Here is a 20,292-nt window from a genome sequence, read left to right on the forward strand (position 1 = left end):
CGGTTTTGCACTGGAACGCTCACCCGTGAATCCATCCGCACACATGTCGTACGGGTGATGGTGAGGTGCCGGAGGCTGCACCGGGCCCCGCGCCGGGGACAGTTTCCGCTGGGGTGCTCCCGCGCTGCGGGTCGCCCCGAGAGGAGCGCCCGCCATGGGATCGACCATCCGTGCCCCGCAGACCCCGGCGCCGGCCGTCTCGCGCGAACGGGCCCGCGGCGCGCTGCTCGGTCTCGCCGTCGGAGACGCTCTCGGGGCGCCCGCGGAGAATCTGACGCCGTCCGAGATCCGCGCCCGCTGGGGCCGGATCACCGGTTACGTCGCCGACCGGCCGGCCGGCACGGACGACACCGAGTACGCGATCTTCTCCGGGCTGCTGCTGGCCCGGCACGGCCACGCGCTCACCACGGACCGGGTGGAGGCGGCCTGGCACGAGTTCATCGCCGACCGCGAGGAGGGCCCCTTCCGCGGGGCCGGGTTCAGCGAGCGGGGCACGCTGGAGAACCTGCGCCGGGGGCTGGCCGCTCCCTTCTCCGCCCAGCACCGGCACGCCTGGAGCGACGGGCTGGCCATGCGGGCGGCGCCGTTCGGCGTGTTCGCGGCCGGGCGGCCCGCCGAGGCGGCCCGGCTGGTGGCGATCGACGGCTCGGTCAGCCACGAGGGCGAGGGCATCCACGGCGGCCGGGCGGTGGCGGCCGGGGTCGCGGCGGCGATGGCGGGCGCGCCGCCGGTCGCGGTCGTGGCCGCCGCCCTCGCCGTGGTCCCCGACGGCTCCTGGACGGCCCGCTCGCTGCGCCGGGCCACGGCCGCCGCCCACCGCGGCGAACGCGCGATCCGCTCCGCGGTGGTCGTCGACGGCTATCCGTGGACCGACCTGGCCCCCGAGGCGGTCGCCCTCGCCTTCGGCGCGTACGCCGCCGCCGACGGCGACTTCCGCGAGGCGGTCCTCACCGCCGTCAACATGGGCCGCGACGCCGACACCACGGCGGCGGTCGCGGGCGCGCTGGCCGGCGCGACGCAGGGTCTCCCGGCCGTCCCCGACGAGTGGGCGAGCGTCATCGGCCCCGCCCGGGGAAGCTGCCTGCCGGCGATGGCGGGGCGGCACGTACTGGACGTCGCCGACCTGCTGGTGGCCGCGAGTACCTCCGCGTGGCTCCCCCGTCACGAAGCCCCCGCACGTCATGGGGCACCCCCCGTTCCCGACCGCGCGGCCCACGCCCTCATCGCGGGCGACGAGGAGATCCGGACATGAGCCATCAGACCGAGGTGCCGGTCACCGATCCCCCGGTGCACCGCGACCACACGCTCGCGACGCCCGGCCCGCACGCGCGCCCCGAGCCACGGCTCCCCGGACGGCCGCGGGGGGAGACGGTCGTGACGCGGCGGGTCGAGGGGCTGCTGCTGGGGCTGGCCGCCGGGGACGCCGCCGGGTGGCCCTCCGCGCGGCACCGGGCCGCCCGGCTGCCGGAGTGGACCCGTCGTCTCACCCGGGAGCTGGACGCCTTCGCCGAGCTGAACGCGACGACGACCCTTCCGGTACCCCTCGCGCTGAACCAGCCGCCCGAGCCGCTGTGCCTCGGCCCCTCCGACGACGCCGAGTGGGCGGTGTTCACCGCGCAGGCCCTGCTGCGGGCGGGGGACGACGAGGCGTTCGGCGACCTCGGCCGGGAGCGGCGGGTCCGGGCCGCGATCGACCTGACCTGGAACGCCGTCGCCGGCGAGGTCGCGGCGGCGGCCGAACGCGCCCCCGAGGCCGAGTCGGTGGTGCTGCCGCTGCGCGCCCGCATCTCCGTGCGGGCCGGGCTCGGCAACCTGGCGACCGGACTGCGCCCGCCCGCCAGCGGGCACGACAACCCGCACTACTTCGACGACGCCGCCTGCGTACGGGCCTGTGTGCTGGCCACCGCCCACCCGGGCGACCCCCGGCGCGCGGCCTGCCTGGCCGAGTTCGACGCCCGCTACACCCAGGACGGCGACGGCGTCCACGGGGCCCGCGCGATGGCGGCGGCGCTCGCCGAGGCGCTGGCGGGCGCGAAGGTCGGGGTGTGCGTCGCGGCGGCGCTGGCCGAGCTGCCCGAGCGGACGGAGATCGGCCGCAACGCCCGGCTGGCGCTGCGCCTGGCCCGGGACACGGAGGGCACGTTCGCGCTCGTGCCGCTGCTCGAACACCGGATCGTCGACCACGTCTACAGCTACGGTGTCGCCGCCGCCGAGACCGTACCGGTCGCCCTCGCCCTGGCCACGGCCGCGGACGGCCGGATCGCCGAGGCGCTGCCGGCCGCGGCCTGCCTGTCCCGGGTCGCCGACTCAGCCCCGGCCCTGGCGGGCGCGCTGACCGGCGCGCTCGGCGGCGGCGAGGCGATCCCGGCGTCCTGGCGGGAGGCCTGCCGCACCCTGTCCGGCTGCGTGCTGCCCCGCCTCACCGGAACCGACCTGGTGGAACTCGCCGAACTCCTGGAAGCCGCACAACCGGCCCCTCCAGGAGGAGGATTCCGGGCATGACGCCCAAAAGAGAACAGAGCCGAGGCGCGCTCCGGGACGCGGACCTGGAGGAGCGGATCACCGGCGCGCTCGTCGGAGCGGCCGTCGGCGACGCGCTCGGCGGCCCCGTCGAGGGCTACTCCCCCGACCAGATCCTGGAGCGGCACGGCGGCCGCGTGCACGGCGTCGTCGGCCCCTGGCACGGCGAGCGGTGGCGCACCGCCCGCCCCATCGCCCCGTACCACAAGGGCGACGGCCACGTCACCGACGACACCTTGATGACACACGCCCTGGTCCGGGTGTACGGGCGCGTCCGCGACCACCTCGACGCCCACGCGGTCGCCGACCACCTGGTGCCCGACCTGATGACGAACCCGCGCTGGATCCCGGAGCTCCAGGCGGAGGCGCTGCCGCTGCACCGGGTGTTCCTGGCGGAGAAGTGGCTGGTGGCGCGGCTGCACTACGGCCACGTCGATCCGCGCGAGGCAGGCGTCGGAAACATCGTCAACTGCGGTGCCGCGATGTACATGGCGCCGGTGGGCCTGGTCAACGCGGCCAACCCGGCGGCCGCGTACGCCGAGGGCCTGGACATCGCGGGCGCCCACCAGTCCTCCTACGGCCGGGAGGCGGCGGGCGTGCTGGCGGCCGCGGTGGCGGCGGCGTGCGCGCCGGGGGCGAGCCCGGACTCGGTGGTGGCGGCGTGCCTGTCGTCGGCGAAGGACGGCACCCGCGCCGCGATCGAGCGGGTCTGCGAAGTGGCCCGCGGCTGCCCGGACTTCGAGTCGGCGCTCGGCCCGCTGCGGGAGGCGGTGGCGCCGTACGACACGGTCGGGCCGGACTACCGCAACCCGTCCCTTGGCGCCCGCCGCCCCTCCCGGCTGCACGCGATCGAGGAACTGCCCGTCGCGCTCGGCATGTTGACGGTGGCGCGCGGCGACTTCCGGCAGGCCGTGCTCGGCGCGGTGAACTACGGCCGCGACTGCGACTCCATCGCGACGATGGCCGGGGCGCTGGCGGGCGCGCTGGGCTCGCCCGTTCCCGGGGACTGGGCGAAGACGGTGGCCGAGGCCAGCCGCCTGGACCTGTGGGAACCGGCGCGCACACTGGCCGGGGTGACCCGGGAGATCTTCGAGAAGGACGTACGGCGGCGGCGCGCGCACGAGCGGGCGTTCGCCGGGATGGGAGGCCCGGAATGCTCCGACTGACCTGGGTCCAGCCGGAGGACCTGCTCGGCCACGAACTGCGCCAGGCGGTGCAGGACGGCCGCGAACCGTCGGCGATCGCCGCCCGCTGGCGCGCGGCGGGCGGCCCCGAGGCCCCGGCCCGCGCGGGCGCCTCCCCGGGGCGCGCCTCCCGCTATCTGCGCCTCCTGGCGGAGGACCTGCTGGACGAACTGGCCGAACTGCCCAGCCGGTTGGCGGACGCGGAACCGACGGACCCGGCCGCGATCAAGGCGCTGTGCCCGGACTGGCCGCAGCCGCCAAAAGGTCCCGCCCCCTCGGTGACCGCCGAGCGCCTGGAGGCTGCCTGGCTCGGCCGGGCCGCGGGCTGTCTGCTGGGCAAGCCCGTGGAGAAGCTGCCCCTCACCGGTATCCGCCAACTCGCCCGGGCCACCGGCAACTGGCCCCTGCGCACCTGGTTCACCGCCAGGGGCGTGCCCGAGGACCTGGCCGCCCAGTATCCCTGGAACCGCCGCTCGGCGGCCGATTCCCTGGCCGAGAACATCGACGGCATGCCCGAGGACGACGACCTCAACTACCCGCTGCTCAACCTCCTTCTGCTGCAACGGCACGGGAAGCGGTTCACGACCGCCGACACCGCCCGCCTCTGGCTGGACGAACTCCCCGCCGGCCGCGCCTTCACCGCCGAACGCGTCGCCTACCGCAATCTGCTGCTCGGCATCGAACCCCCGTACACCGCCCGGTACCGCAACCCCTTCCGCGAGTGGATCGGCGCCCTGACCCGCGCCGACGTGCACGGCTGGACCAACCCGGGCGATCCGGCGGCTGCGGCGGCTCAGGCCCACCGCGACGCCGCCCTGACGCACACCGCGAACGGCGTCTACGCCGCGATGTTCGCCGCCGCCGTCATCGCCGCCGCGGCGACCGGAACCCACGACGTCCACACCTGCCTGGCCACCGGGCTTTCCGTCGTACCGCCCGGCTCCCGCCTCGCCCGCGCGGTGCGCCATGCCGTCCGACTGGCGCGGGAACACGAGGACTTCGACAGGGTCGTGGACGAACTCCACGCCGTCCACGCCGACTTCCACTGGGTGCACGCCGTGCCCAACACCGCGTTGATCGCCGCCGCGCTGACCCACGCCGGCGGCGACTTCACCGGTTCCGTCTGCCGTGCCGTCTCCGGCGGCTGGGACACCGACTCCAACGGTGCCACGGCCGGCGGTGTCGCGGCCCTCCTCGCCGGTTCCCCGGGCGCGCTGCCCGACCGCTGGACGGCGCCGCTCAAGAACCGGCTGGCCACTTCGGTGGGCGACTTCGACGGCACCGGCTTCGACACGCTGGCCCGCCTCACGCACCTGGAGGCCTCCCGCCCCATGGGCGACGCCGACGGGTCCGCCTCATGACCGGACCCGACGACACCGCGTCCGACGGCGGCGGCCCGCTCGCCGGTCTGCGCGTGCTCGACCTCGCCACCCTTTTCGCCGGGCCCATCGCCGCCACCATGCTCGGTGACTTCGGCGCCGAGGTGATCAAGGTCGAGCACCCGGTGAAGCCGGACCCGTCCCGGGGCCACGGGCCGTCGAAGGACGGGGTGGGCCTGTGGTGGAAGCTGCTCGGCCGCAACAAGCGCACCATCACACTGGACCTGTCGAAACCCGGTGGCCGCGACACCCTGCTGCGGCTGGCGGCCACCGCCGACGTGATCGTCGAGAACTTCCGGCCCGGCACCCTGGAGAAGTGGGAGCTCGGCTGGCCGGAGCTGGCGGCGGCCAATCCGCGCCTGGTGCTGGCCCGGGTCACCGGGTTCGGGCAGTTCGGCCCGTACGCTTCCCGGCCCGGGTTCGGCACCCTGGCGGAGGCGCTGAGCGGGTTCGCGGCGATCACCGGCGAGCCGGACGCGCCCCCGACGCTCCCGCCGTTCGGGCTCGCCGACTCGATCGCGGGCCTGGCCACGGCGTACGCGGTGATGACCGCGCTCACGGCACGGGAGCGCACCGGGACCGGCCAGATCGTGGACATGGCGATCATCGAGCCGATCCTGACCGTCCTCGGCCCGCAGCCCCTGTGGTACGACCAGCTCGGCTACATCCAGCCCCGCACCGGCAACCGCACCGGGAACAACGCCCCACGCAACACCTACCGCACCAGCGACGGCACGTGGGTGGCGGTCTCCACCTCGGCCCAGTCGGTCGCGGAACGCGTGATGCGGCTGGTGGGCCGCCCGGAGCTGATCGACGAGCCCTGGTTCGCGAGCGGCGAGGAGCGGGCCGCGCACGCCGACCTGCTCGACGAGGCGGTCGGCGGCTGGATCGCCCGGCACACCCGCACCGAGGTCCTGGCCGCCTTCGCGAAGGCCCAGGCGGCGATCGCGCCGATCCAGGACGTACGGGACGTGATGGCCGACCCGCAGTACCGGGCCCTCGGTACCCTGACCACCCTGCACGACCCGGAGCTCGGCCGGATGCGCATGCAGAACGTCCTCTTCCGGCTCTCCGCCACCCCGGGCGCGATCCGCTGGGCGGGCCGCCCGCACGGCGCGGACACGGACGCGGTCCTGACCGAGCTCGGCCTCACCGTGGAGGAGCTGGCCGCGCTGCGTGCGGAGGGCGCCCTGTGACGGCCACCGCCTTCTGCCCGCTCACCTGGCTGTACGCCCCGGGCGACCGCCCGCACGTCGTGGCCAAGGCGCTGGCCTCCGGCGCCGACGTGGTGGTCGTCGACCTGGAGGACGCGGTCGCCCCGGAGCGCAAGGAGTACGCCCGCGCGGCCACCGCCGAGCTGCTGACCGAGCCGCCGCCGGTCCCGGTGCATGTGCGGATCAACGCGGTCGACGGGCCGCTGGCCGCCGCGGACCTGGCGGCGGTGGCGCCCCGGCCGGGCCTCGCGGGGCTGCGGCTGCCGAAGGTGACGTCCGCCGGGCAGGTCGCCCGGGTCGTGGCACGGACGGAGACCGCGCAGGACCCGCCAGCGGACGGTTCGGGGCCTCCGCTGTACGCCCTCCTGGAGACCGCGCTGGCCATCGAGCGCGCCCACACCATCGCCTGCGCGCACCCCGCTCTGCGCGGCATCTCGATCGGCGAGGCCGACCTCCGCGCCGACCTGGGGGTACGGCAGGACTCCGGGCTGGACTGGTGCCGCGCCCGGGTCGTCGTCGCCGCCCGCGCGGCCGGTCTCGCCCCGCCGACCCAGTCCGTGCACCCCGACATCCGCGATCTGGAGGGCCTGGCGGCCTCCTGCGCGCACGGCCGCGCCCTCGGCTTCCTCGGCCGCGCGGCCATCCACCCGCGACAGCTCCCGATCATCGAGCGCGCCTATCTGCCGACCGACCGGGAGCTGGAGGAGGCCGAGACGGTCGTCAAGGCGGCCGCCGCGGACCGGGGGGCGCAGGCCCTTCCGGACGGCCGTTTCGTCGACGCGGCGGTGGTGGCGGCGGCCCGGCGCACCCTCGCCCTGGCCCGGCGGTGCTGACGCGACGAGGGCGCCCGGGTGATCCGGGCGCCCTCGTAGCCGTATGTCCGGCCGGACTCAGTTCTTGCGAACCGTCTCGGCCCCGTCCTTCCCGCCGTCGGCCGCGCCGTCCTCCGCGTCGGGGGACTTGTCGGCGGCCGCTCGCGTGTCCTCGGTGCCCGGCGCGTCCTCCGCGTCCTGCTCCCGGGCCGGCTTCTCGTCCTCGGTGTCCGTCCCGGCCGCGGTCGTGGCGCTCTCCTCGGAGGACGGCAGGTCCGGCTCGACCGTCTCCTCGCGGCCGGGCCGGAGCCGGGCCGAGACGATCATGTAGGCCACGGCCGCGAGGAAGAGGATCAGCGCGGTCCAGTTGTTCAGCCGCAGGCCGAGGATGTGGTGGGCCTCGTCGACCCGCATGTACTCGATCCAGAACCGGCCCGTGCAGTACGCGGCGACGTACAGCGCGAACGCCCGTCCGTGACCCAGCTTGAAACGGCGGTCGGCCCAGATCACCAGCAGCGCGACACCGACGCACCACAGCGACTCGTACAGGAACGTCGGGTGGTAGTACCCCGGAACGCGGCCGTCCGCCGAGGACGTGATGTGCAGCGCCCACGGGACGTGCGTCTCCCGGCCGTACAGCTCCTGGTTGAACCAGTTGCCCCAGCGCCCGAACGCCTGCGCGATCGCCAGTCCGGGGGCCACGGCGTCGGCGTACGGCGGCAGCGCGATGCCCCGGCGCCGGCAGCCGACCCAGGCACCGAGCGCGCCCAGCGCGACGGCGCCCCAGATGCCGAGTCCGCCCTCCCAGACCTTGAAGGCGTCGACCCAGTTCCGCCCGTCACCGAAATAGAGCTCGTAGTCGGTGATGACGTGGTAGAGGCGACCGCCCACCAGGCCGAACGGGACGGCCCAGACGGCGATGTCCCAGGCGGTGCCCTTCTTGCCACCACGCGCGACCCACCGGCGGTCGACGATCCAGAGGGCGACGAAGAGGCCGACGAGGATGCTGAAGGCGTAGCCGCGCAGCGGAATGGGACCGAGGTACAGCACCCCGCGCGACGGGCTGGGAATGTAGGCAAGTTCCATGGCAGGGTCGACGCTACCGCAGCCGGTGCGGGGCCACGGCAAGCGGCCCGGCTACGGGTCCATAACGGGCGGCTCGTGCCTCACTCATTTGCTGGCGGCCGCTTCCACCATCTGCTTCAGCTTCGCCGGGGTCATCGTCCGGTCCTGGAGGATGTTCTTCCCGTTCAGCAGGACGGTCGGGGTGCCCGAGAAGCTGCCGGACTGGAAGGCCTGGTGGGACTTGTCGACCCAGCTGTCGTGCGTGCCGTCGCGTACGCACTTGTCGAAGGCCGGGGTGTTCAGGCCGCTCACCTTGCCCGCGAGCCCGATGAGCTTGTCGTTGTCCGCGAAGGCGTCGTCGGTCTCGTGGGGCTGGTGCTGGTAGAGCACGTCGTGGTAGGCGGGGAACTTTCCGGCGTCCTGGGCGCAGGCCGCCGCGTTGGCCGCGCGCAGGGAGCCCGTGCCCCCGAGGTTGCCGTCGATCAGTCTGACCAGGTGGTACTCGACCCTGAGCTTGCCGGCCTCGGTCAGCTCCCGGATCGTCGGCCGGTACATCGTCTCGAAGGCCTGGCAGGCCGGGCAGCGGAAGTCCTCCCACACGGTGAGCGTCGACCTGGCTCCGCCCGGGCCGACCGGGATCGCCAGGCTGTCCTTGCCCTGAGCGCCGGAGGGCACCACGACCGGGCCCGCCGCGCCGCTGCTCCTGTGCTTGCCGGAGTTGGCGGCGACGACGCCGATCACCGCCGCCAGGCCCAGGACGCAGACGACGGTCGCGGCCACGATCAGCGTCCGCCGTCGCCTCTCCGAGGCCTTCTGCTTCTCACGCTCGGCCGCCAGACGCTGCCGGGCGCCGCGCTTTCCCTGATGGTTCTTCTCGCTCACACCCCCTGAACGAACCGGGGAGGCGCATTGCGCCTCCCCGGTGCCAGGACCACCCGTTCGGGCGATCGAAGGATGTGCCGCGGCCGTCGGTTACGCCTGTCCGCGCACCCCGCTCGCCAGCTCGCCCGCGAGGGCGCGGACTGCCTCGACGCCGGCGGCCGGGTCCGGGGCCTCCAGCATCCGCTTGACGAAGGCCGAACCGACGATCACTCCGTCGGCGAAGCCGGCGACCTCGGCGGCCTGGGCGCGGTTGGACACGCCGAGGCCGACGCAGACGGGCAGGCCGGTGCCGGTGGCCCGGGTGCGTTCCACCAGGTCCTGGGCCTGTGTGCCCACCGACTCACGGGTGCCGGTGACGCCCATCAGGGAGGCGGCGTAGACGAATCCGGAGCCGGCCGCGGTGATCTCGGCGAGGCGCTCGTCCCTGCTGCTGGGCGCGACGACGAACACCGTCGCCAGGCCGTGCTTCTCGGCGTGCTCCCGCCACAGGGCCGACTCCTGGACCGGCAGGTCCGGCAGGATGCAGCCGGCGCCGCCCGCCGCGGCGAGTTCGGCGGTGAACCGCTCGACGCCGTAGCGGTCGACCGGGTTCCAGTACGTCATGACGAGCACCGGCTTGCCGGTGGCCGCGTGGGCCTCCTTCACCGTGCGCATGACGTCCGCGATCCTGACACCGCCGCGCAGCGCGATGTCGTCCGCGGTCTGGATGACCGGACCGTCCAGGACCGGGTCGCTGTGCGGCAGCCCGACCTCGACGACGTCGGCGCCGCCGTCGAAGACGGCCTTGATCGCCTCGATGCCGCCGTCCACGGTCGGGAACCCGGCCGGAAGATAGGCGATGAGGGCGGACCGGCCCTCCGCCTTGGCGGTGGCCAGGGTGTCGGCCAGCAGCCGGGCCTGTCCACCGGTCGTCACGGTCCCGCTCACTTGGCGTCCCCCTCGATCTCGGCGGTGTCGGCTGCGTCGGCGGCCACCTCGGCGTCGGTGTCGTAGAGGCCGAAGTAGCGGGCGGCGGTGTCCATGTCCTTGTCGCCGCGGCCGGAGAGGTTGACCACGATCAGCCCGTCCCGGCCCAGTTCACGGCCCACTTCCAGGGCGCCGGCCAGCGCGTGCGCGCTCTCGATCGCCGGGATGATGCCCTCGGTCCGCGACAGCAGGCGCAGCGCCTGCATGGCCGCGTCGTCGGTGATCGCGCGGTACTCGCCGCGGCCGGAGTCCTTGAGGTAGGAGTGCTCGGGGCCGATGCCGGGGTAGTCGAGGCCGGCGGAGATGGAGTACGGCTCGGTGATCTGGCCCTCGTCGTCCTGGAGGACGTAGGAGCGCGAGCCGTGCAGGATGCCGGGCTCGCCCGCGGTCAGGGTGGCCGCGTGCTCGCCGGTGTCGACGCCGTGCCCGGCGGGCTCGCAGCCGATGAGGCGGACGCCGCCGTCCGGGATGAAGGCGTGGAAGAGGCCGATGGCGTTGGAGCCGCCGCCGACACAGGCGACGGCCGCGTCGGGCAGGCGTCCGGCGCGCTCGAGGAGCTGGCGGCGCGCCTCGACGCCGATGACCCGGTGGAAGTCGCGGACCATGGCCGGGAAGGGGTGCGGTCCGGCGACGGTCCCGAACAGGTAGTGGGTGTGGTCGACGTTGGCGACCCAGTCGCGGAACGCCTCGTTGATGGCGTCCTTCAGGGTGCGGCTGCCGGACTTCACGGCGACGACCTCGGCGCCGAGCATCCGCATCCGGGCCACGTTCAGGGCCTGCCGCTCCGTGTCGATCTCACCCATGTAGATCGTGCACTGGAGGCCGAAGAGCGCGCAGGCGGTGGCGGTGGCGACGCCGTGCTGTCCGGCGCCGGTCTCGGCGATCACCCGGGTCTTGCCCATGCGCCGGGTGAGCAGGGCCTGGCCGAGCACGTTGTTGATCTTGTGGGAGCCGGTGTGGTTGAGGTCCTCGCGCTTGAGGAACACACGGGCGCCGCCCGCGTGCTCGGCGAAGCGGGGCACCTCGGTCAGCGCGCTGGGGCGGCCGGTGTAGTGGGCGAGCAGGTCGTCGAGCTCGCGCGCGAACTCGGGGTCGGCCTTGGCCTTGTCGTACTCGACGGCGACCTCGTCCACGGCGGCGACGAGCGCCTCCGGGATGAACTTGCCGCCGAACGCGCCGAAGTAGCCCTCGGCGCTCGGCACCTGGCCCTCCGGGTCGGGAATGAAGAACTCACTGGGCATGCGGATACCTCACAGGGGCGTCTGCCCCGGGATCGGTCGGTCTGAGGGTCACGGTGGTCGCGTGCGCGTGCCGTGCTCCGGCTGTGCGGGCACGGGTGCCGGCGGGCGGGCCACCGGGCCGGCGGCCGGACCGCGGTCGCGGTACGGCGGCAGGGGCCGGGAGCGGCGGAGACCGGCGGGGGTCCTCGGACCGGACGACGGGGCTCAGCTCACCGCTGGTGGCGCGCACGCGGGCGACGCCATCGCATGCCGTTGACCTGGCCCGGTTCGTCGCCGATGACGTACCGCACCCGGCGGCCGTGCACACGGCGTGCGGGCGCGCGGCAGCCCCGGGGCCGGCAGCCGCGCGCGAGGCGGGCGTACGGGTCCCTGGCGGGTTCGGCGATCGGGAGGGTCATCGGGGCACACTCTACCGGCGTACGGCCGCTCGGGTGAGCGGCGTGCTCAGCTCCGGCCGTGCCGCAGCGCGGGGTGCGCCCCGGCCGCCACCAGGTCGGCGACCGCCGTCTTCGGGTCGCGGCCGGTGACGAGGGACTCCCCGACCAGGACCGCGTCGGCCCCGGCGTTGGCGTAGGCGATGAGGTCGTGCGGGCCGCGCACGCCGGACTCGGCGATCTTGACGAGGCCGTCGGGGATCTCCGGGGCCACCCGCTCGAAGGTGTCGCGGTCGACCTCGAGGGTCTTCAGGTTGCGCGCGTTGACGCCGATCACCTTGGCGCCCGCGTCCACCGCACGCTCGACCTCCTCCTCGTCGTGGACCTCGACGAGCGGGGTGAGTCCGATGGACACCGCGCGCTCGATCAGCGACTCCAGGGCCGGCTGGTCCAGGGCGGCGACGATCAGCAGGGCGAGGTCGGCGCCGTGGGCGCGGGCCTCCCAGAGCTGGTACGAGGTGACGATGAAGTCCTTGCGCAGGACCGGGATGTCCACGCGCGCGCGGACCGCCTCCAGGTCGGCGAGGGAGCCGCCGAAGCGGCGCTGCTCGGTCAGCACGGAGATGACGGCGGCGCCGCCCGCCTCGTAGTCCGCGGCGAGCCCGGCCGGGTCGGCGATCGCGGCCAGCGCGCCCTTGGACGGGCTGGAGCGCTTGACCTCGCAGATGACCTTGACGCCGTCGCCGCGCAGCGCGGCCGCGCCGTCCTTGGCCGCGGGTGCCTTCGCCGCGCGCTCCTTGAGCTCGTCGAGGCTGACGCGCGCCTGCCGCTCCGAAAGGTCGGCACGGACTCCGTCGATGATCTCGTCGAGCACACTCACGCGAGCGGCCCCCTTCCGGGCGGTGGACTGTTCCAGCGGGTCTTGCGGCCCCCGGTGGCCCGCCGCGAAACCGATCAGGCGGGCGGGACCGGTGGTACTTGCGATGGTATCCGGAGGCGGGCACCGACCTCGCATCCGGTGGACGGCGGTCCCACTACCTGGACATACCGTGCCCGATCAAGGGTGCAGCCGGCCACCGAACGGCAGGTTGCGGACAACGGTGAATGCCAGCACCAGGGCACCGAGGCCCCACAGGTGCGCCGGTCCGAGCACGGGGCGCGGCGGCCGTCCGCGCGCGGCGCGCAGGGCCCACAGCGTCCAGGCCACGGCGAAGACCAGATAGCCCGTGACGGCCAGGGCGTTGTCGTGCAGGGCCGTCGCGAAGTCCCCGTGGACGAAGGCGTGGGCGCTGCGCAGCCCGCCGCAGCCCGGGCAGTAGACACCGGCGTAGCGCAGCAGGGGGCAGACCGGGTAGTGGCCTGGCTGGTTGGGGTCCACGGCCCCGACGTAGGCGAAGGCGCCGGCGACGGCGGTCAGCACCCCGGCGGGGACCGCGAGCCGCCTGAGGACGGCGGTGATGTGCGGGGGGACGGCGGTGGCGTCCGGGCTGCGCCGGGGGCGGGGTACGGGCGTCCGGTCCTGCGTCACCCTCTGGCTGTCGGGGTTCACGCCTCGCATTGTGCCCCGGAGCGGGCGCCCACGCGCGCGAGGGGCGGCACCGGGCCGCCCCTGGGGCTTTCGGGTCGTGCGGGCCCGCCCCCGCGCGGGCCTCAGCTCTCGGCGCGGGCCGCCTCGCGCGGGCCGACCTGGTGGACCGGGTGCTCGTTCTTCTGGCCGAGGCCCATCATGCGCATGACCCCGCCGACGACGCCGCCGGCCAGCACGACCCCGATGCCGACCCAGAAGCCGACCGGCTGGGCCATCACCATGAAGGCGCCCGCGACGCAGAAACCGATGAAGGCGATGATGACACCGGTCCAGGCGGCCGGGGTGTGACCGTGGCTGCTGCCCGCCATGACTTGCTCCTCGTTGCTGTGTTCTTGTCTGAGCCGGACGCTCGGCTCCATTGTCCCGCACGCGCGCACGCGACGTGAGCGGGGGTGGCTCCTCGCGACCGCCGTTCGGGTGCGGGCGGGACGCGCGCCCCGGCCGGGGCCGGTCGGGGCGGGTCAGGAGCCGGTCGGGTCCTCGCCGCGGTCCAGGGCCTTCCACAGGTCCTCGGGGCGGTCGGGGTCGGCCGGGCGGGGCGCGCGGGAGCGGGGGGGGCCGGAGCGCTCGTAGCGGCCGGACATGGCGGGCCACAGGCGGCCGTAGCGCAGGGCGAGCAGGCCGGCCAGGAGCAGCAGCACCCCGCCGGCGGCCGCGACGTAGGGCCAGCCGGTGTGGCTGAGCGCGGCGGCGGTGGCGGCGGTGTCGCCGGAGACCTGGGCGGCCTTGTCGTCGAGGGCGGCGCCGCCGGTGGCGCCGAACAGGGCGGCGGCGACCGTGCCCGCGCCGGAGAGGGCGAGCAGCACGGCGACCAGGACGCGGCCGGAGCGGCGGACGGCGAAGACGGCGACGAGCGCGGCCAGGCCCACTATGGCGAGCGCGGCGGGCACGCCGGTGACCTCGCTGCCCCTGGCGGTCAGCGGGAAGGCGCCGCCGGCCACCGTCGCGGTGCCCTCCGCCCAGCGCTGCCGGGTGGCGAGCAGCGCCACGGCCGCGCCGAGCGCGCCGCAGAGCAGGGCGACGGCGAGGCTGCGGCGGCCGGACCGGGCGGGGTCGGCTTCGGAACGGGGGTGAGGTAGGGCAGTCACGTACTCCACTATCGCTCGGACCGCGGGCGTGGCGTCATCCGGGGTTCATGTGCCGGACGTGAGAAACGCCCTACTGTCCCAGCCGGTTCGCGGTGTGCACCGCCCGCAGCACGGCCGCCGCCTTGTTGCGGCACTCGGTGTCCTCGGCCACCGGGTCGGAGTCGGCGACGATGCCGGCGCCGGCCTGGACGTAGGCGGTGCCGTCGCGCAGCAGGGCGGTGCGGATGGCGATGGCGGTGTCGGAGTCGCCGGCGAAGTCCAGGTAGCCGACGCAGCCGCCGTACAACCCCCGCCGGGACGGCTCGAGTTCGTCGATGATCTGCATGGCCCGCGGCTTCGGCGCGCCCGAGAGGGTGCCGGCCGGGAAGCATGCGGTCAGTACGTCGAAGGCGGTGCGGCCCGCCGCGACCCGTCCGGTCACGGTGGAGACGATGTGCATGACGTGCGAGTACCGCTCGACGGACATGAAGTCGACGACCTCGACGGAGCCCGGCTCGCAGACCCGGCCCAGGTCGTTGCGTCCGAGGTCGACGAGCATCAGGTGCTCGGCGCGCTCCTTGGGGTCGGCGAGCAGTTCCTCGGCGAGGGCCTGGTCCTGCTGCGGGGTGGTACCGCGCGGCCGGGTGCCGGCGATGGGGTGGACCATGGCCCGCCCGTCCTCGACCTTCACCAGGGCCTCCGGGCTGGATCCGACGACGTCGAAGGCGTCTCCGTCCCCGCAGGGGAACCGGAACAGGTACATGTACGGCGAGGGGTTGGTGGCCCTGAGCACCCGGTAGACGTCCAGCGCGCTCGCCGTGCACGGCGTCTCGAAGCGCTGCGAGGGGACGACCTGGAAGGCCTCGCCCGCGCGGATGCGTTCCTTGACGTCCTCCACGGCCGTCCGGAAGTCCTCGCCGCCCCACAGCGCGGTGTACTCGGGCAGTTCGGAGGCGGGCAGCGCGGCGGCCGGCTGGGCGACCGGGCGGGACAGGTCCGCCTCCATGGCGTCCAGGCGGGCCACCGCGTCGGCGTACGCCTCGTCGACACCGGTGTCCAGGTCGTTGTGGTTGATCGCGTTGGCGATCAGCAGGACCGTGCCGTCCCAGTGGTCGAGGACCGCGAGGTCGGAGGTGAGCAGCATGGTCAGCTCGGGCAGCCGCAGGTCGTCGCGTTCGCCGGGGCCGATCTTCTCCAGGCGGCGCACGATGTCGTAGCCGAGGTAGCCGACCATGCCGCCGGTGAAGGGCGGCAGGCCCAGGTCGTGGGCGAGGTCGCGGGGGGTGTGCAGGGTCTCGACGGTGGTGCGCAGGGCGGCGAGCGGGTCGCCCTCGGCGGGGACGCCGACCGGCGGGTTGCCGAGCCAGTGGGCCTGGCCGCCGCGCTCGGTGAGGGTGGCGTCGCTGCGGACGCCGACGAAGGAGTACCGGGACCATGTGAACGCGGTACGGCCGTTCTCCGCGGACTCCAGCAGGAAGGTGCCGGGGCGTTCGGCGGCGAGCTTGCGGTAGAGCCCGACCGGGGTGTCGCCGTCGGCGAGGAGCTTGCGGGTGACCGGGATGACGCGTCGGTCGGTGGCGAGCTTGCGGAACGTCTCGAGGTCCATGGCGGCTGACCCTACTGACCTTCGGTGCCCGCGCCGGAACCGGCGTCCTTCAGCAGGACGTCGGCGTCGAAGCAGGTGCGGTCGCCGGTGTGGCAGGCGGCGCCGACCTGGTCGACCTTGACCAGCACGGTGTCGGCGTCGCAGTCCAGGGCGACGGACTTGACGTGCTGCACGTGCCCGGAGGTGTCGCCCTTGACCCAGTACTCGCGGCGGCTGCGCGACCAGTAGGTGCATCGGCCGGTGGTCAGTGTGCGGTGCAGCGCCTCGTCGTCCATCCAGCCGAGCATCAGTACCTCGCCGGTGTCGTACTGCTGGGCGATGGCGGGCAGGAGTCCGTCGGCGCTGCGCTTGAGGCGGCGGGCGATCTCCTGGTCGAGGCTGCTGGGTGCGGGAGTGCCGGGCGTGCTGCTCATGGGTGCCATTGTGCCGCGCGGGACCGGGGGCCGGGGCCGCGTTCCAGTGGGTGGGCGCGGCGGTGCGACGGGGGTGCCGCGGGGCTTCCGCGGGGGTGCCTCGTCGGCATGGGGCGGCCTGTCGACGGGTGGGCGGACGCGGTACGTGGTCGTAGGCTGACCACATGTCGACCTTTGCCAAGCGTGAACGGCTCCTCCTCGCCGATCTCTTGGAGACCGCCGGTCCTGAGGCGCCGACCCTCTGCGAGGGGTGGCTCACCCGTGATCTGGCGGCGCACGTGGTGGTGCGCGAGCGGCGTCCCGACGCCGCCGGCGGCGTGCTGATCAAGCCGCTGGCGCCGCGCCTCCAGAAGGTGCTGGACGAGTACGCGGCGAAGCCGTACGAGGAGCTGATCCAGCTGATCCGTACGGGCCCGCCGCGCTTCTCACCCTTCCAGCTCAAGCAGCTCGACGAGATGGCCAACACCGTCGAGTTCTACGTCCACACCGAGGACGTGCGCCGCGCCCAGCCCGACTGGTCGCCGCGCGAGCTCGACCCGGTCTTCCAGGAGACCCTGTGGTCCCGGCTGGAGCGCACCGCCCGGCTGCTGGGCCGGGGCATCCCCACCGGTCTGGTCCTGCGCCGCCCCGACGGCCGCACGGCCGTCGCGCACCGGGGGACGCCGGTGGTGACGGTGACGGGCGAGCCGTCGGAGCTGCTGCTGTTCGCGTTCGGCCGGCAGAACGCGGCCCGGGTCGAGAAGGTCGGCGACCAGGACGCGATCACGAAGCTGACGGAGACCAAGCAGCTCGGGCTCTGATCCCCGCCGCTCCGGCGGGGATCAGTGGGGCAGTTCGGCGCGGCGCAGGGCGGGGGAGGCCAGGGCGACGACCCCGCCCAGAGCGCACACCGCCGCGCTGACGGCGAACACCGGGCCGGTCCCCCAGGTCCCGATCGCGGCGGCTGACAGCGGCATGCTGAGCGGGGCGAAACCCAGGCTGACCAGACCCGCGACGGCGGTGACCCGGCCGAGGTAGGCGGGTTCGGACTGGGTCTGCAGCAGCGCGCCGCACAGGGCGCCGCTGAGCCCGGTGAGGAGGCCGACGAGCACGGCCGTTCCGGCGGCGCCGAGGACGTTCGGCACATGGGCGAGGGCGCCGACGGCCGCGGAGCCGGCGAGGATCGAGCAGCCGGCCAGGCTGCCCGCGCGGGGCAGCCGTCCCCGTACGGTCAGCAGCAGGGAGGCGGCTCCGGCGCCGACGCTGAACCCGGCCAGCACCCAGCCCATGCCGGAGGCGCCCCAGCCGCGCCGGTCGGCCAGCAGGGCCAGGCCCACGTTGAGCGGGCCGACGAAGCCGAGGTCGCCGAGGGCGATGGCCAGCATCAGCGGGGCGAGGACGCGGTGGTGGCGGATGTACCGCAGGCCGCCCACCAGGTCCCGCCAGGCGGTGGAGTCGCCGGCCGCGGCGGTGTCGTCCGGCGGCAGTTCTCCGATCCGTACGGAGACCAGCAGCGGCACGGACACGGCGATCAGCAGCCCGGCGATCCCGAACGCCGCGGCGGCGCCTCCGAGGGCGACGCCGAGACCGCCGAGCGGGGCGCCGGCGACGCTCGCGAAGCGGATCGCCAGCCCGCGCATGCCCTGCACGCGCGCGAGCTGGCCCCGGCTCGTCACGCGCGCGGGGAGGGCGCCCACGGCGGGCATGAACACGGCGTCCACGGCACCGAAGACCAGGGCCAGCGCGGCCAGCGGCCACAGGCCGGGTCCTGCGAGCCACAGCAGCGCGGCGACGCCGAGCACGGCCGCGCAGCGCACCGCGTCGCTGCCGATGACGACCCTGCGCGGGCCGAGCCGGTCGGCGACCACTCCCCCGCCCAGCATCAGCAGGGCCCTGGGCAGCGCGCTGACCGCCATCACCACCCCGGCCTGCGCGGGCGTCCCGGCACGGACGGCCGCCCAGGCGAGGGCGAGGTAGTAGACGTTGTCGCCCACCATCGAAGCGGTGTAGGCCGCGAGCCATCGCAGTACGTTGCCGTCGCGGTGGGCGGGACGCTCGACGGGGAGTGCCTCTGCGGACGTCGCGGAGACGGTGGTCACGTGGGTGGCCTCTCTCCAGGACTACCGGACGGGGTGCCCCGCCTCCCGCAGGGTCTCCTTGACCTGGCCGATGCGCAGGTCGCCGAAGTGGAAGACCGAGGCGGCCAGGACCGCGTCCGCGCCCGCCGTGACGGCCGGGGCGAAGTCGGCGAGCCGGCCGGCGCCGCCCGAGGCGATCACCGGTACGGTCACGTGCTTGCGGACGGCCGCGATCATCTCCAGGTCGTAGCCGTCCTTGGTGCCGTCCGCGTCCATCGAGTTGAGCAGGATCTCGCCCGCGCCCAGCTCCGCCGCGCGGTGCGCCCACTCCACCGCGTCGATGCCGGTGCCCCGGCGGCCGCCGTGGGTGGTCACCTCGAAGCTCCCGGACGGGGTGCGGCGGGCGTCCACCGACAGGACCAGCACCTGGCGGCCGAAGCGCTCGGCGATCTCCCGGATCAGCTCCGGGCGGGCGATCGCGGCCGTGTTGACGCCCACCTTGTCCGCGCCCGCCCGCAGCAGCTTGTCGACGTCCTCGGCGGTGCGGACGCCGCCGCCCACCGTCAGCGGGATGAACACCTGCTCGGCGGTGCGGCGCACCACGTCGTACGTCGTCTCCCGGTCGCCCGAGGACGCGGTGATGTCCAGGAACGTCAACTCGTCGGCGCCCTCGGCGTCGTACACCTTGGCCATCTCGACGGGGTCGCCGGCGTCGCGCAGGTTCTGGAAGTTGACGCCCTTGACCACCCGGCCGCCGTCCACGTCCAGGCAGGGGATGACTCGGACCGCCAGGGTCATGAATCCACGGCTCCTCTGTATGCCTCTAGCTCGATCTCGACCAGGATGCGCGGATCCACGAAGCCCTCGACCACCAGCAGGGTCGAGACCGGACGCACCGAGTCGAACAGTTCCTTGTGGGCCCTGCCCACCTCGTCCACGTCCCGCGGATGGGTCAGGTACATCCGGGTCCTGACCACCGCGTCGGGGCCCAGCCCGAACTCGGTGATCGCTTCCAGCGCGCTGGTGAACGCGACCTTCGCCTGCTCGTAGGGATCGCCCTCCCCGTACAGCACGCGGCCCTTGAAGCCCGTTGTGCCGGCCACCAGGACCCGGTCACCCGCCGCGACGGCGCGTGCGTAACCGAATTCCTCTTCCCAAGGACTTCCACTCTGCACGCGCCGCACGGCTTCCGACGTCATGACGCCACTGCCTCCAAGGCCTCTTCCAGGGTGAACGCCTTCGCATACAGGGCCTTCCCGACGATGGCGCCCTCGACACCGAGCGGCACGAGGCCGGCGAGCGCCCGCAGGTCGTCGAGCGAGGAGACACCGCCCGACGCGACCACCGGGCGGTCGGTGGCCGCGCAGACGTTCCTCAGCAGTTCCAGGTTGGGGCCCTGGAGGGTGCCGTCCTTGGCGATGTCGGTGACGACGTAGCGCGCGCAGCCCTCCTTGTCGAGGCGGTCCAGCGTCTCGTACAGGTCGCCGCCGTCGCGGGTCCAGCCGCGGCCGCGCAGCGTGGTGCCCCGCACGTCCAGGCCGACCGCGATCCGGTCGCCGTGCCGGCCGATGACCTCGGCGACCCACTCGGGGGACTCCAGGGCGGCGGTGCCGAGGTTCACGCGGGTGCAGCCGGTGGCCAGGGCGGCGGCGAGGGTGTCGTCGTCGCGGATGCCGCCGGACAGCTCCACCTTGATGTCCATGGCCCGGGCGACCTCGGAGATCAGCTCGCGGTTGTCGCCGGTGCCGAACGCGGCGTCCAGGTCCACCAGGTGCAGCCACTCGGCGCCCGCGCGCTGCCAGGCCAGGGCGGCCTCCAGCGGGGAGCCGTAGGAGGTCTCCGTGCCGGACTCGCCGTGCACGAGGCGCACGGCCTGGCCGTCACGGACGTCGACGGCGGGGAGGAGTTCGAGCTTGGCCATGTC

General features: G+C 74.5%; 22 protein-coding genes. 7 read left to right on the forward strand and 15 right to left on the reverse strand.

The features are described from left to right. The first annotated feature begins 154 nt into the window (after positions 1-154). The 6 genes from ACIP4X_RS01245 to ACIP4X_RS01270 are packed head-to-tail and all read left to right on the forward strand — an operon-like array spanning position 155 to position 7,130. The gene (locus ACIP4X_RS01245) at positions 155-1,252 is read left to right on the forward strand and encodes an ADP-ribosylglycohydrolase family protein (RefSeq protein WP_358731287.1); all 1,098 of its coding nucleotides are present in this window, start codon (positions 155-157) and stop codon (positions 1,250-1,252) included. Then, positions 1,249-2,502 (forward strand): ADP-ribosylglycohydrolase family protein, encoded by a 1,254-nt coding sequence (locus ACIP4X_RS01250; RefSeq protein WP_358731286.1) that lies wholly within the window; start codon positions 1,249-1,251, stop codon positions 2,500-2,502. Before ACIP4X_RS01245 ends, ACIP4X_RS01250 begins: the two co-directional genes overlap by 4 nt. Next, positions 2,499-3,686 (forward strand): ADP-ribosylglycohydrolase family protein, encoded by a 1,188-nt coding sequence (locus ACIP4X_RS01255; protein WP_401346053.1) that lies wholly within the window; start codon positions 2,499-2,501, stop codon positions 3,684-3,686. The genes ACIP4X_RS01250 and ACIP4X_RS01255 overlap by 4 nt, the downstream gene beginning before the upstream one ends. After that, positions 3,674-5,065, forward strand: coding sequence for an ADP-ribosylglycohydrolase family protein (locus ACIP4X_RS01260; protein WP_358731282.1), 1,392 nt, complete (start codon positions 3,674-3,676; stop codon positions 5,063-5,065). Before ACIP4X_RS01255 ends, ACIP4X_RS01260 begins: the two co-directional genes overlap by 13 nt. Beyond that, entirely contained in the window at positions 5,062-6,279 is a 1,218-nt protein-coding gene (locus ACIP4X_RS01265; RefSeq protein WP_358731280.1) for a CoA transferase, read from the forward strand. The genes ACIP4X_RS01260 and ACIP4X_RS01265 overlap by 4 nt, the downstream gene beginning before the upstream one ends. Continuing rightward, positions 6,276-7,130: a CoA ester lyase gene (locus tag ACIP4X_RS01270; RefSeq protein WP_358731279.1), complete on the forward strand. Its 855-nt coding sequence runs from the start codon at positions 6,276-6,278 to the stop codon at positions 7,128-7,130. Before ACIP4X_RS01265 ends, ACIP4X_RS01270 begins: the two co-directional genes overlap by 4 nt. Positions 7,131-7,187: 57 nt before the next feature. Here ACIP4X_RS01270 and lgt read toward each other — a convergent pair whose 3' ends face one another. From lgt to hisI, 11 genes are all read right to left on the reverse strand, one after another. Beyond that, a complete protein-coding gene (gene lgt, locus ACIP4X_RS01275; RefSeq protein WP_358731278.1) occupies positions 7,188-8,195 on the reverse strand; it encodes a prolipoprotein diacylglyceryl transferase in 1,008 nt (335 codons plus the stop codon). Between the two features lie 84 nt (positions 8,196-8,279). Further along, a complete protein-coding gene (locus ACIP4X_RS01280; protein WP_401346056.1) occupies positions 8,280-9,056 on the reverse strand; it encodes a DsbA family protein in 777 nt (258 codons plus the stop codon). 90 nt (positions 9,057-9,146) lie between these two features. Beyond that, entirely contained in the window at positions 9,147-9,983 is an 837-nt protein-coding gene (gene trpA, locus ACIP4X_RS01285; protein ID WP_358731275.1) for a tryptophan synthase subunit alpha, read from the reverse strand. Further along, on the reverse strand, positions 9,980-11,263 hold the full coding sequence (gene trpB / locus ACIP4X_RS01290) for a tryptophan synthase subunit beta (protein WP_358731273.1): 1,284 nt from the start codon (positions 11,261-11,263) through the stop codon (positions 9,980-9,982). Before trpB ends, trpA begins: the two co-directional genes overlap by 4 nt. 209 nt (positions 11,264-11,472) lie before the next feature. Further along, entirely contained in the window at positions 11,473-11,661 is a 189-nt protein-coding gene (trpM, locus tag ACIP4X_RS01295; RefSeq protein ID WP_100569584.1) for a tryptophan biosynthesis modulator TrpM, read from the reverse strand. 46 nt (positions 11,662-11,707) lie between these two features. Then, positions 11,708-12,517, reverse strand: coding sequence for an indole-3-glycerol phosphate synthase TrpC (gene trpC, locus ACIP4X_RS01300; protein WP_358731271.1), 810 nt, complete (start codon positions 12,515-12,517; stop codon positions 11,708-11,710). A gap of 177 nt (positions 12,518-12,694) precedes the next feature. Further along, positions 12,695-13,195, reverse strand: coding sequence for a DUF2752 domain-containing protein (locus ACIP4X_RS01305; protein WP_358731269.1), 501 nt, complete (start codon positions 13,193-13,195; stop codon positions 12,695-12,697). A gap of 92 nt (positions 13,196-13,287) precedes the next feature. After that, positions 13,288-13,533: an HGxxPAAW family protein gene (locus ACIP4X_RS01310; protein ID WP_358731267.1), complete on the reverse strand. Its 246-nt coding sequence runs from the start codon at positions 13,531-13,533 to the stop codon at positions 13,288-13,290. Between the two features lie 153 nt (positions 13,534-13,686). Then, complete coding sequence (locus ACIP4X_RS01315) at positions 13,687-14,322, reverse strand: TIGR02234 family membrane protein (RefSeq protein WP_401346062.1); 636 nt, start codon at positions 14,320-14,322, stop codon at positions 13,687-13,689. Between the two features lie 61 nt (positions 14,323-14,383). Beyond that, positions 14,384-15,898: an anthranilate synthase component I gene (locus ACIP4X_RS01320; protein WP_358731265.1), complete on the reverse strand. Its 1,515-nt coding sequence runs from the start codon at positions 15,896-15,898 to the stop codon at positions 14,384-14,386. Between the two features lie 11 nt (positions 15,899-15,909). Next, positions 15,910-16,311, reverse strand: coding sequence for a phosphoribosyl-AMP cyclohydrolase (gene hisI / locus ACIP4X_RS01325; protein WP_358731263.1), 402 nt, complete (start codon positions 16,309-16,311; stop codon positions 15,910-15,912). Between the two features lie 164 nt (positions 16,312-16,475). Between hisI and ACIP4X_RS01330 the strand changes: the two genes are divergently transcribed. Continuing rightward, the gene (locus ACIP4X_RS01330; RefSeq protein ID WP_391453557.1) at positions 16,476-17,111 is read left to right on the forward strand and encodes a TIGR03085 family metal-binding protein; all 636 of its coding nucleotides are present in this window, start codon (positions 16,476-16,478) and stop codon (positions 17,109-17,111) included. Between the two features lie 21 nt (positions 17,112-17,132). Here the strand turns inward: ACIP4X_RS01330 and ACIP4X_RS01335 are convergent, their stop codons facing one another. The 4 genes from ACIP4X_RS01335 to priA are packed head-to-tail and all read right to left on the reverse strand — an operon-like array spanning position 17,133 to position 20,289. After that, positions 17,133-18,389 (reverse strand): MFS transporter, encoded by a 1,257-nt coding sequence (locus ACIP4X_RS01335; protein WP_358731259.1) that lies wholly within the window; start codon positions 18,387-18,389, stop codon positions 17,133-17,135. A gap of 21 nt (positions 18,390-18,410) precedes the next feature. Then, positions 18,411-19,166: an imidazole glycerol phosphate synthase subunit HisF gene (hisF, locus tag ACIP4X_RS01340; protein WP_358731258.1), complete on the reverse strand. Its 756-nt coding sequence runs from the start codon at positions 19,164-19,166 to the stop codon at positions 18,411-18,413. Beyond that, complete coding sequence (locus ACIP4X_RS01345; RefSeq protein ID WP_358731256.1) at positions 19,163-19,567, reverse strand: RidA family protein; 405 nt, start codon at positions 19,565-19,567, stop codon at positions 19,163-19,165. Before ACIP4X_RS01345 ends, hisF begins: the two co-directional genes overlap by 4 nt. Beyond that, positions 19,564-20,289 (reverse strand): bifunctional 1-(5-phosphoribosyl)-5-((5-phosphoribosylamino)methylideneamino)imidazole-4-carboxamide isomerase/phosphoribosylanthranilate isomerase PriA, encoded by a 726-nt coding sequence (gene priA / locus ACIP4X_RS01350; protein ID WP_358731255.1) that lies wholly within the window; start codon positions 20,287-20,289, stop codon positions 19,564-19,566. Before priA ends, ACIP4X_RS01345 begins: the two co-directional genes overlap by 4 nt. Between the last annotated feature and the right edge of the window lie 3 nt (positions 20,290-20,292).

The sequence above is a fragment of the Streptomyces sp. NPDC088817 genome (assembly GCF_044750345.1).
Taxonomy (GTDB): Bacteria; Actinomycetota; Actinomycetes; order Streptomycetales; family Streptomycetaceae; genus Streptomyces.

Excerpts from the sequence above, each read along its gene's own strand:
- ACIP4X_RS01260 (WP_358731282.1), top strand. The coding sequence starts at position 3,674 with ATGCTCCGACTGACCTGGGTCCAGCCGGAGGACCTGCTCGGCCACGAA.
- ACIP4X_RS01310 (WP_358731267.1), bottom strand. The coding sequence starts at position 13,533 with ATGGCGGGCAGCAGCCACGGTCACACCCCGGCCGCCTGGACCGGTGTC.
- ACIP4X_RS01265 (WP_358731280.1), top strand. The coding sequence starts at position 5,062 with ATGACCGGACCCGACGACACCGCGTCCGACGGCGGCGGCCCGCTCGCC.
- ACIP4X_RS01330 (WP_391453557.1), top strand. The coding sequence starts at position 16,476 with ATGTCGACCTTTGCCAAGCGTGAACGGCTCCTCCTCGCCGATCTCTTG.
- hisF (WP_358731258.1), bottom strand. The coding sequence starts at position 19,166 with ATGACCCTGGCGGTCCGAGTCATCCCCTGCCTGGACGTGGACGGCGGC.
- ACIP4X_RS01305 (WP_358731269.1), bottom strand. The coding sequence starts at position 13,195 with ATGCGAGGCGTGAACCCCGACAGCCAGAGGGTGACGCAGGACCGGACG.
- ACIP4X_RS01320 (WP_358731265.1), bottom strand. The coding sequence starts at position 15,898 with ATGGACCTCGAGACGTTCCGCAAGCTCGCCACCGACCGACGCGTCATC.
- ACIP4X_RS01345 (WP_358731256.1), bottom strand. The coding sequence starts at position 19,567 with ATGACGTCGGAAGCCGTGCGGCGCGTGCAGAGTGGAAGTCCTTGGGAA.
- trpM (WP_100569584.1), bottom strand. The coding sequence starts at position 11,661 with ATGACCCTCCCGATCGCCGAACCCGCCAGGGACCCGTACGCCCGCCTC.
- priA (WP_358731255.1), bottom strand. The coding sequence starts at position 20,289 with ATGGCCAAGCTCGAACTCCTCCCCGCCGTCGACGTCCGTGACGGCCAG.
- ACIP4X_RS01245 (WP_358731287.1), top strand. The coding sequence starts at position 155 with ATGGGATCGACCATCCGTGCCCCGCAGACCCCGGCGCCGGCCGTCTCG.
- hisI (WP_358731263.1), bottom strand. The coding sequence starts at position 16,311 with ATGAGCAGCACGCCCGGCACTCCCGCACCCAGCAGCCTCGACCAGGAG.
- ACIP4X_RS01255 (WP_401346053.1), top strand. The coding sequence starts at position 2,499 with ATGACGCCCAAAAGAGAACAGAGCCGAGGCGCGCTCCGGGACGCGGAC.
- lgt (WP_358731278.1), bottom strand. The coding sequence starts at position 8,195 with ATGGAACTTGCCTACATTCCCAGCCCGTCGCGCGGGGTGCTGTACCTC.
- ACIP4X_RS01250 (WP_358731286.1), top strand. The coding sequence starts at position 1,249 with ATGAGCCATCAGACCGAGGTGCCGGTCACCGATCCCCCGGTGCACCGC.
- trpB (WP_358731273.1), bottom strand. The coding sequence starts at position 11,263 with ATGCCCAGTGAGTTCTTCATTCCCGACCCGGAGGGCCAGGTGCCGAGC.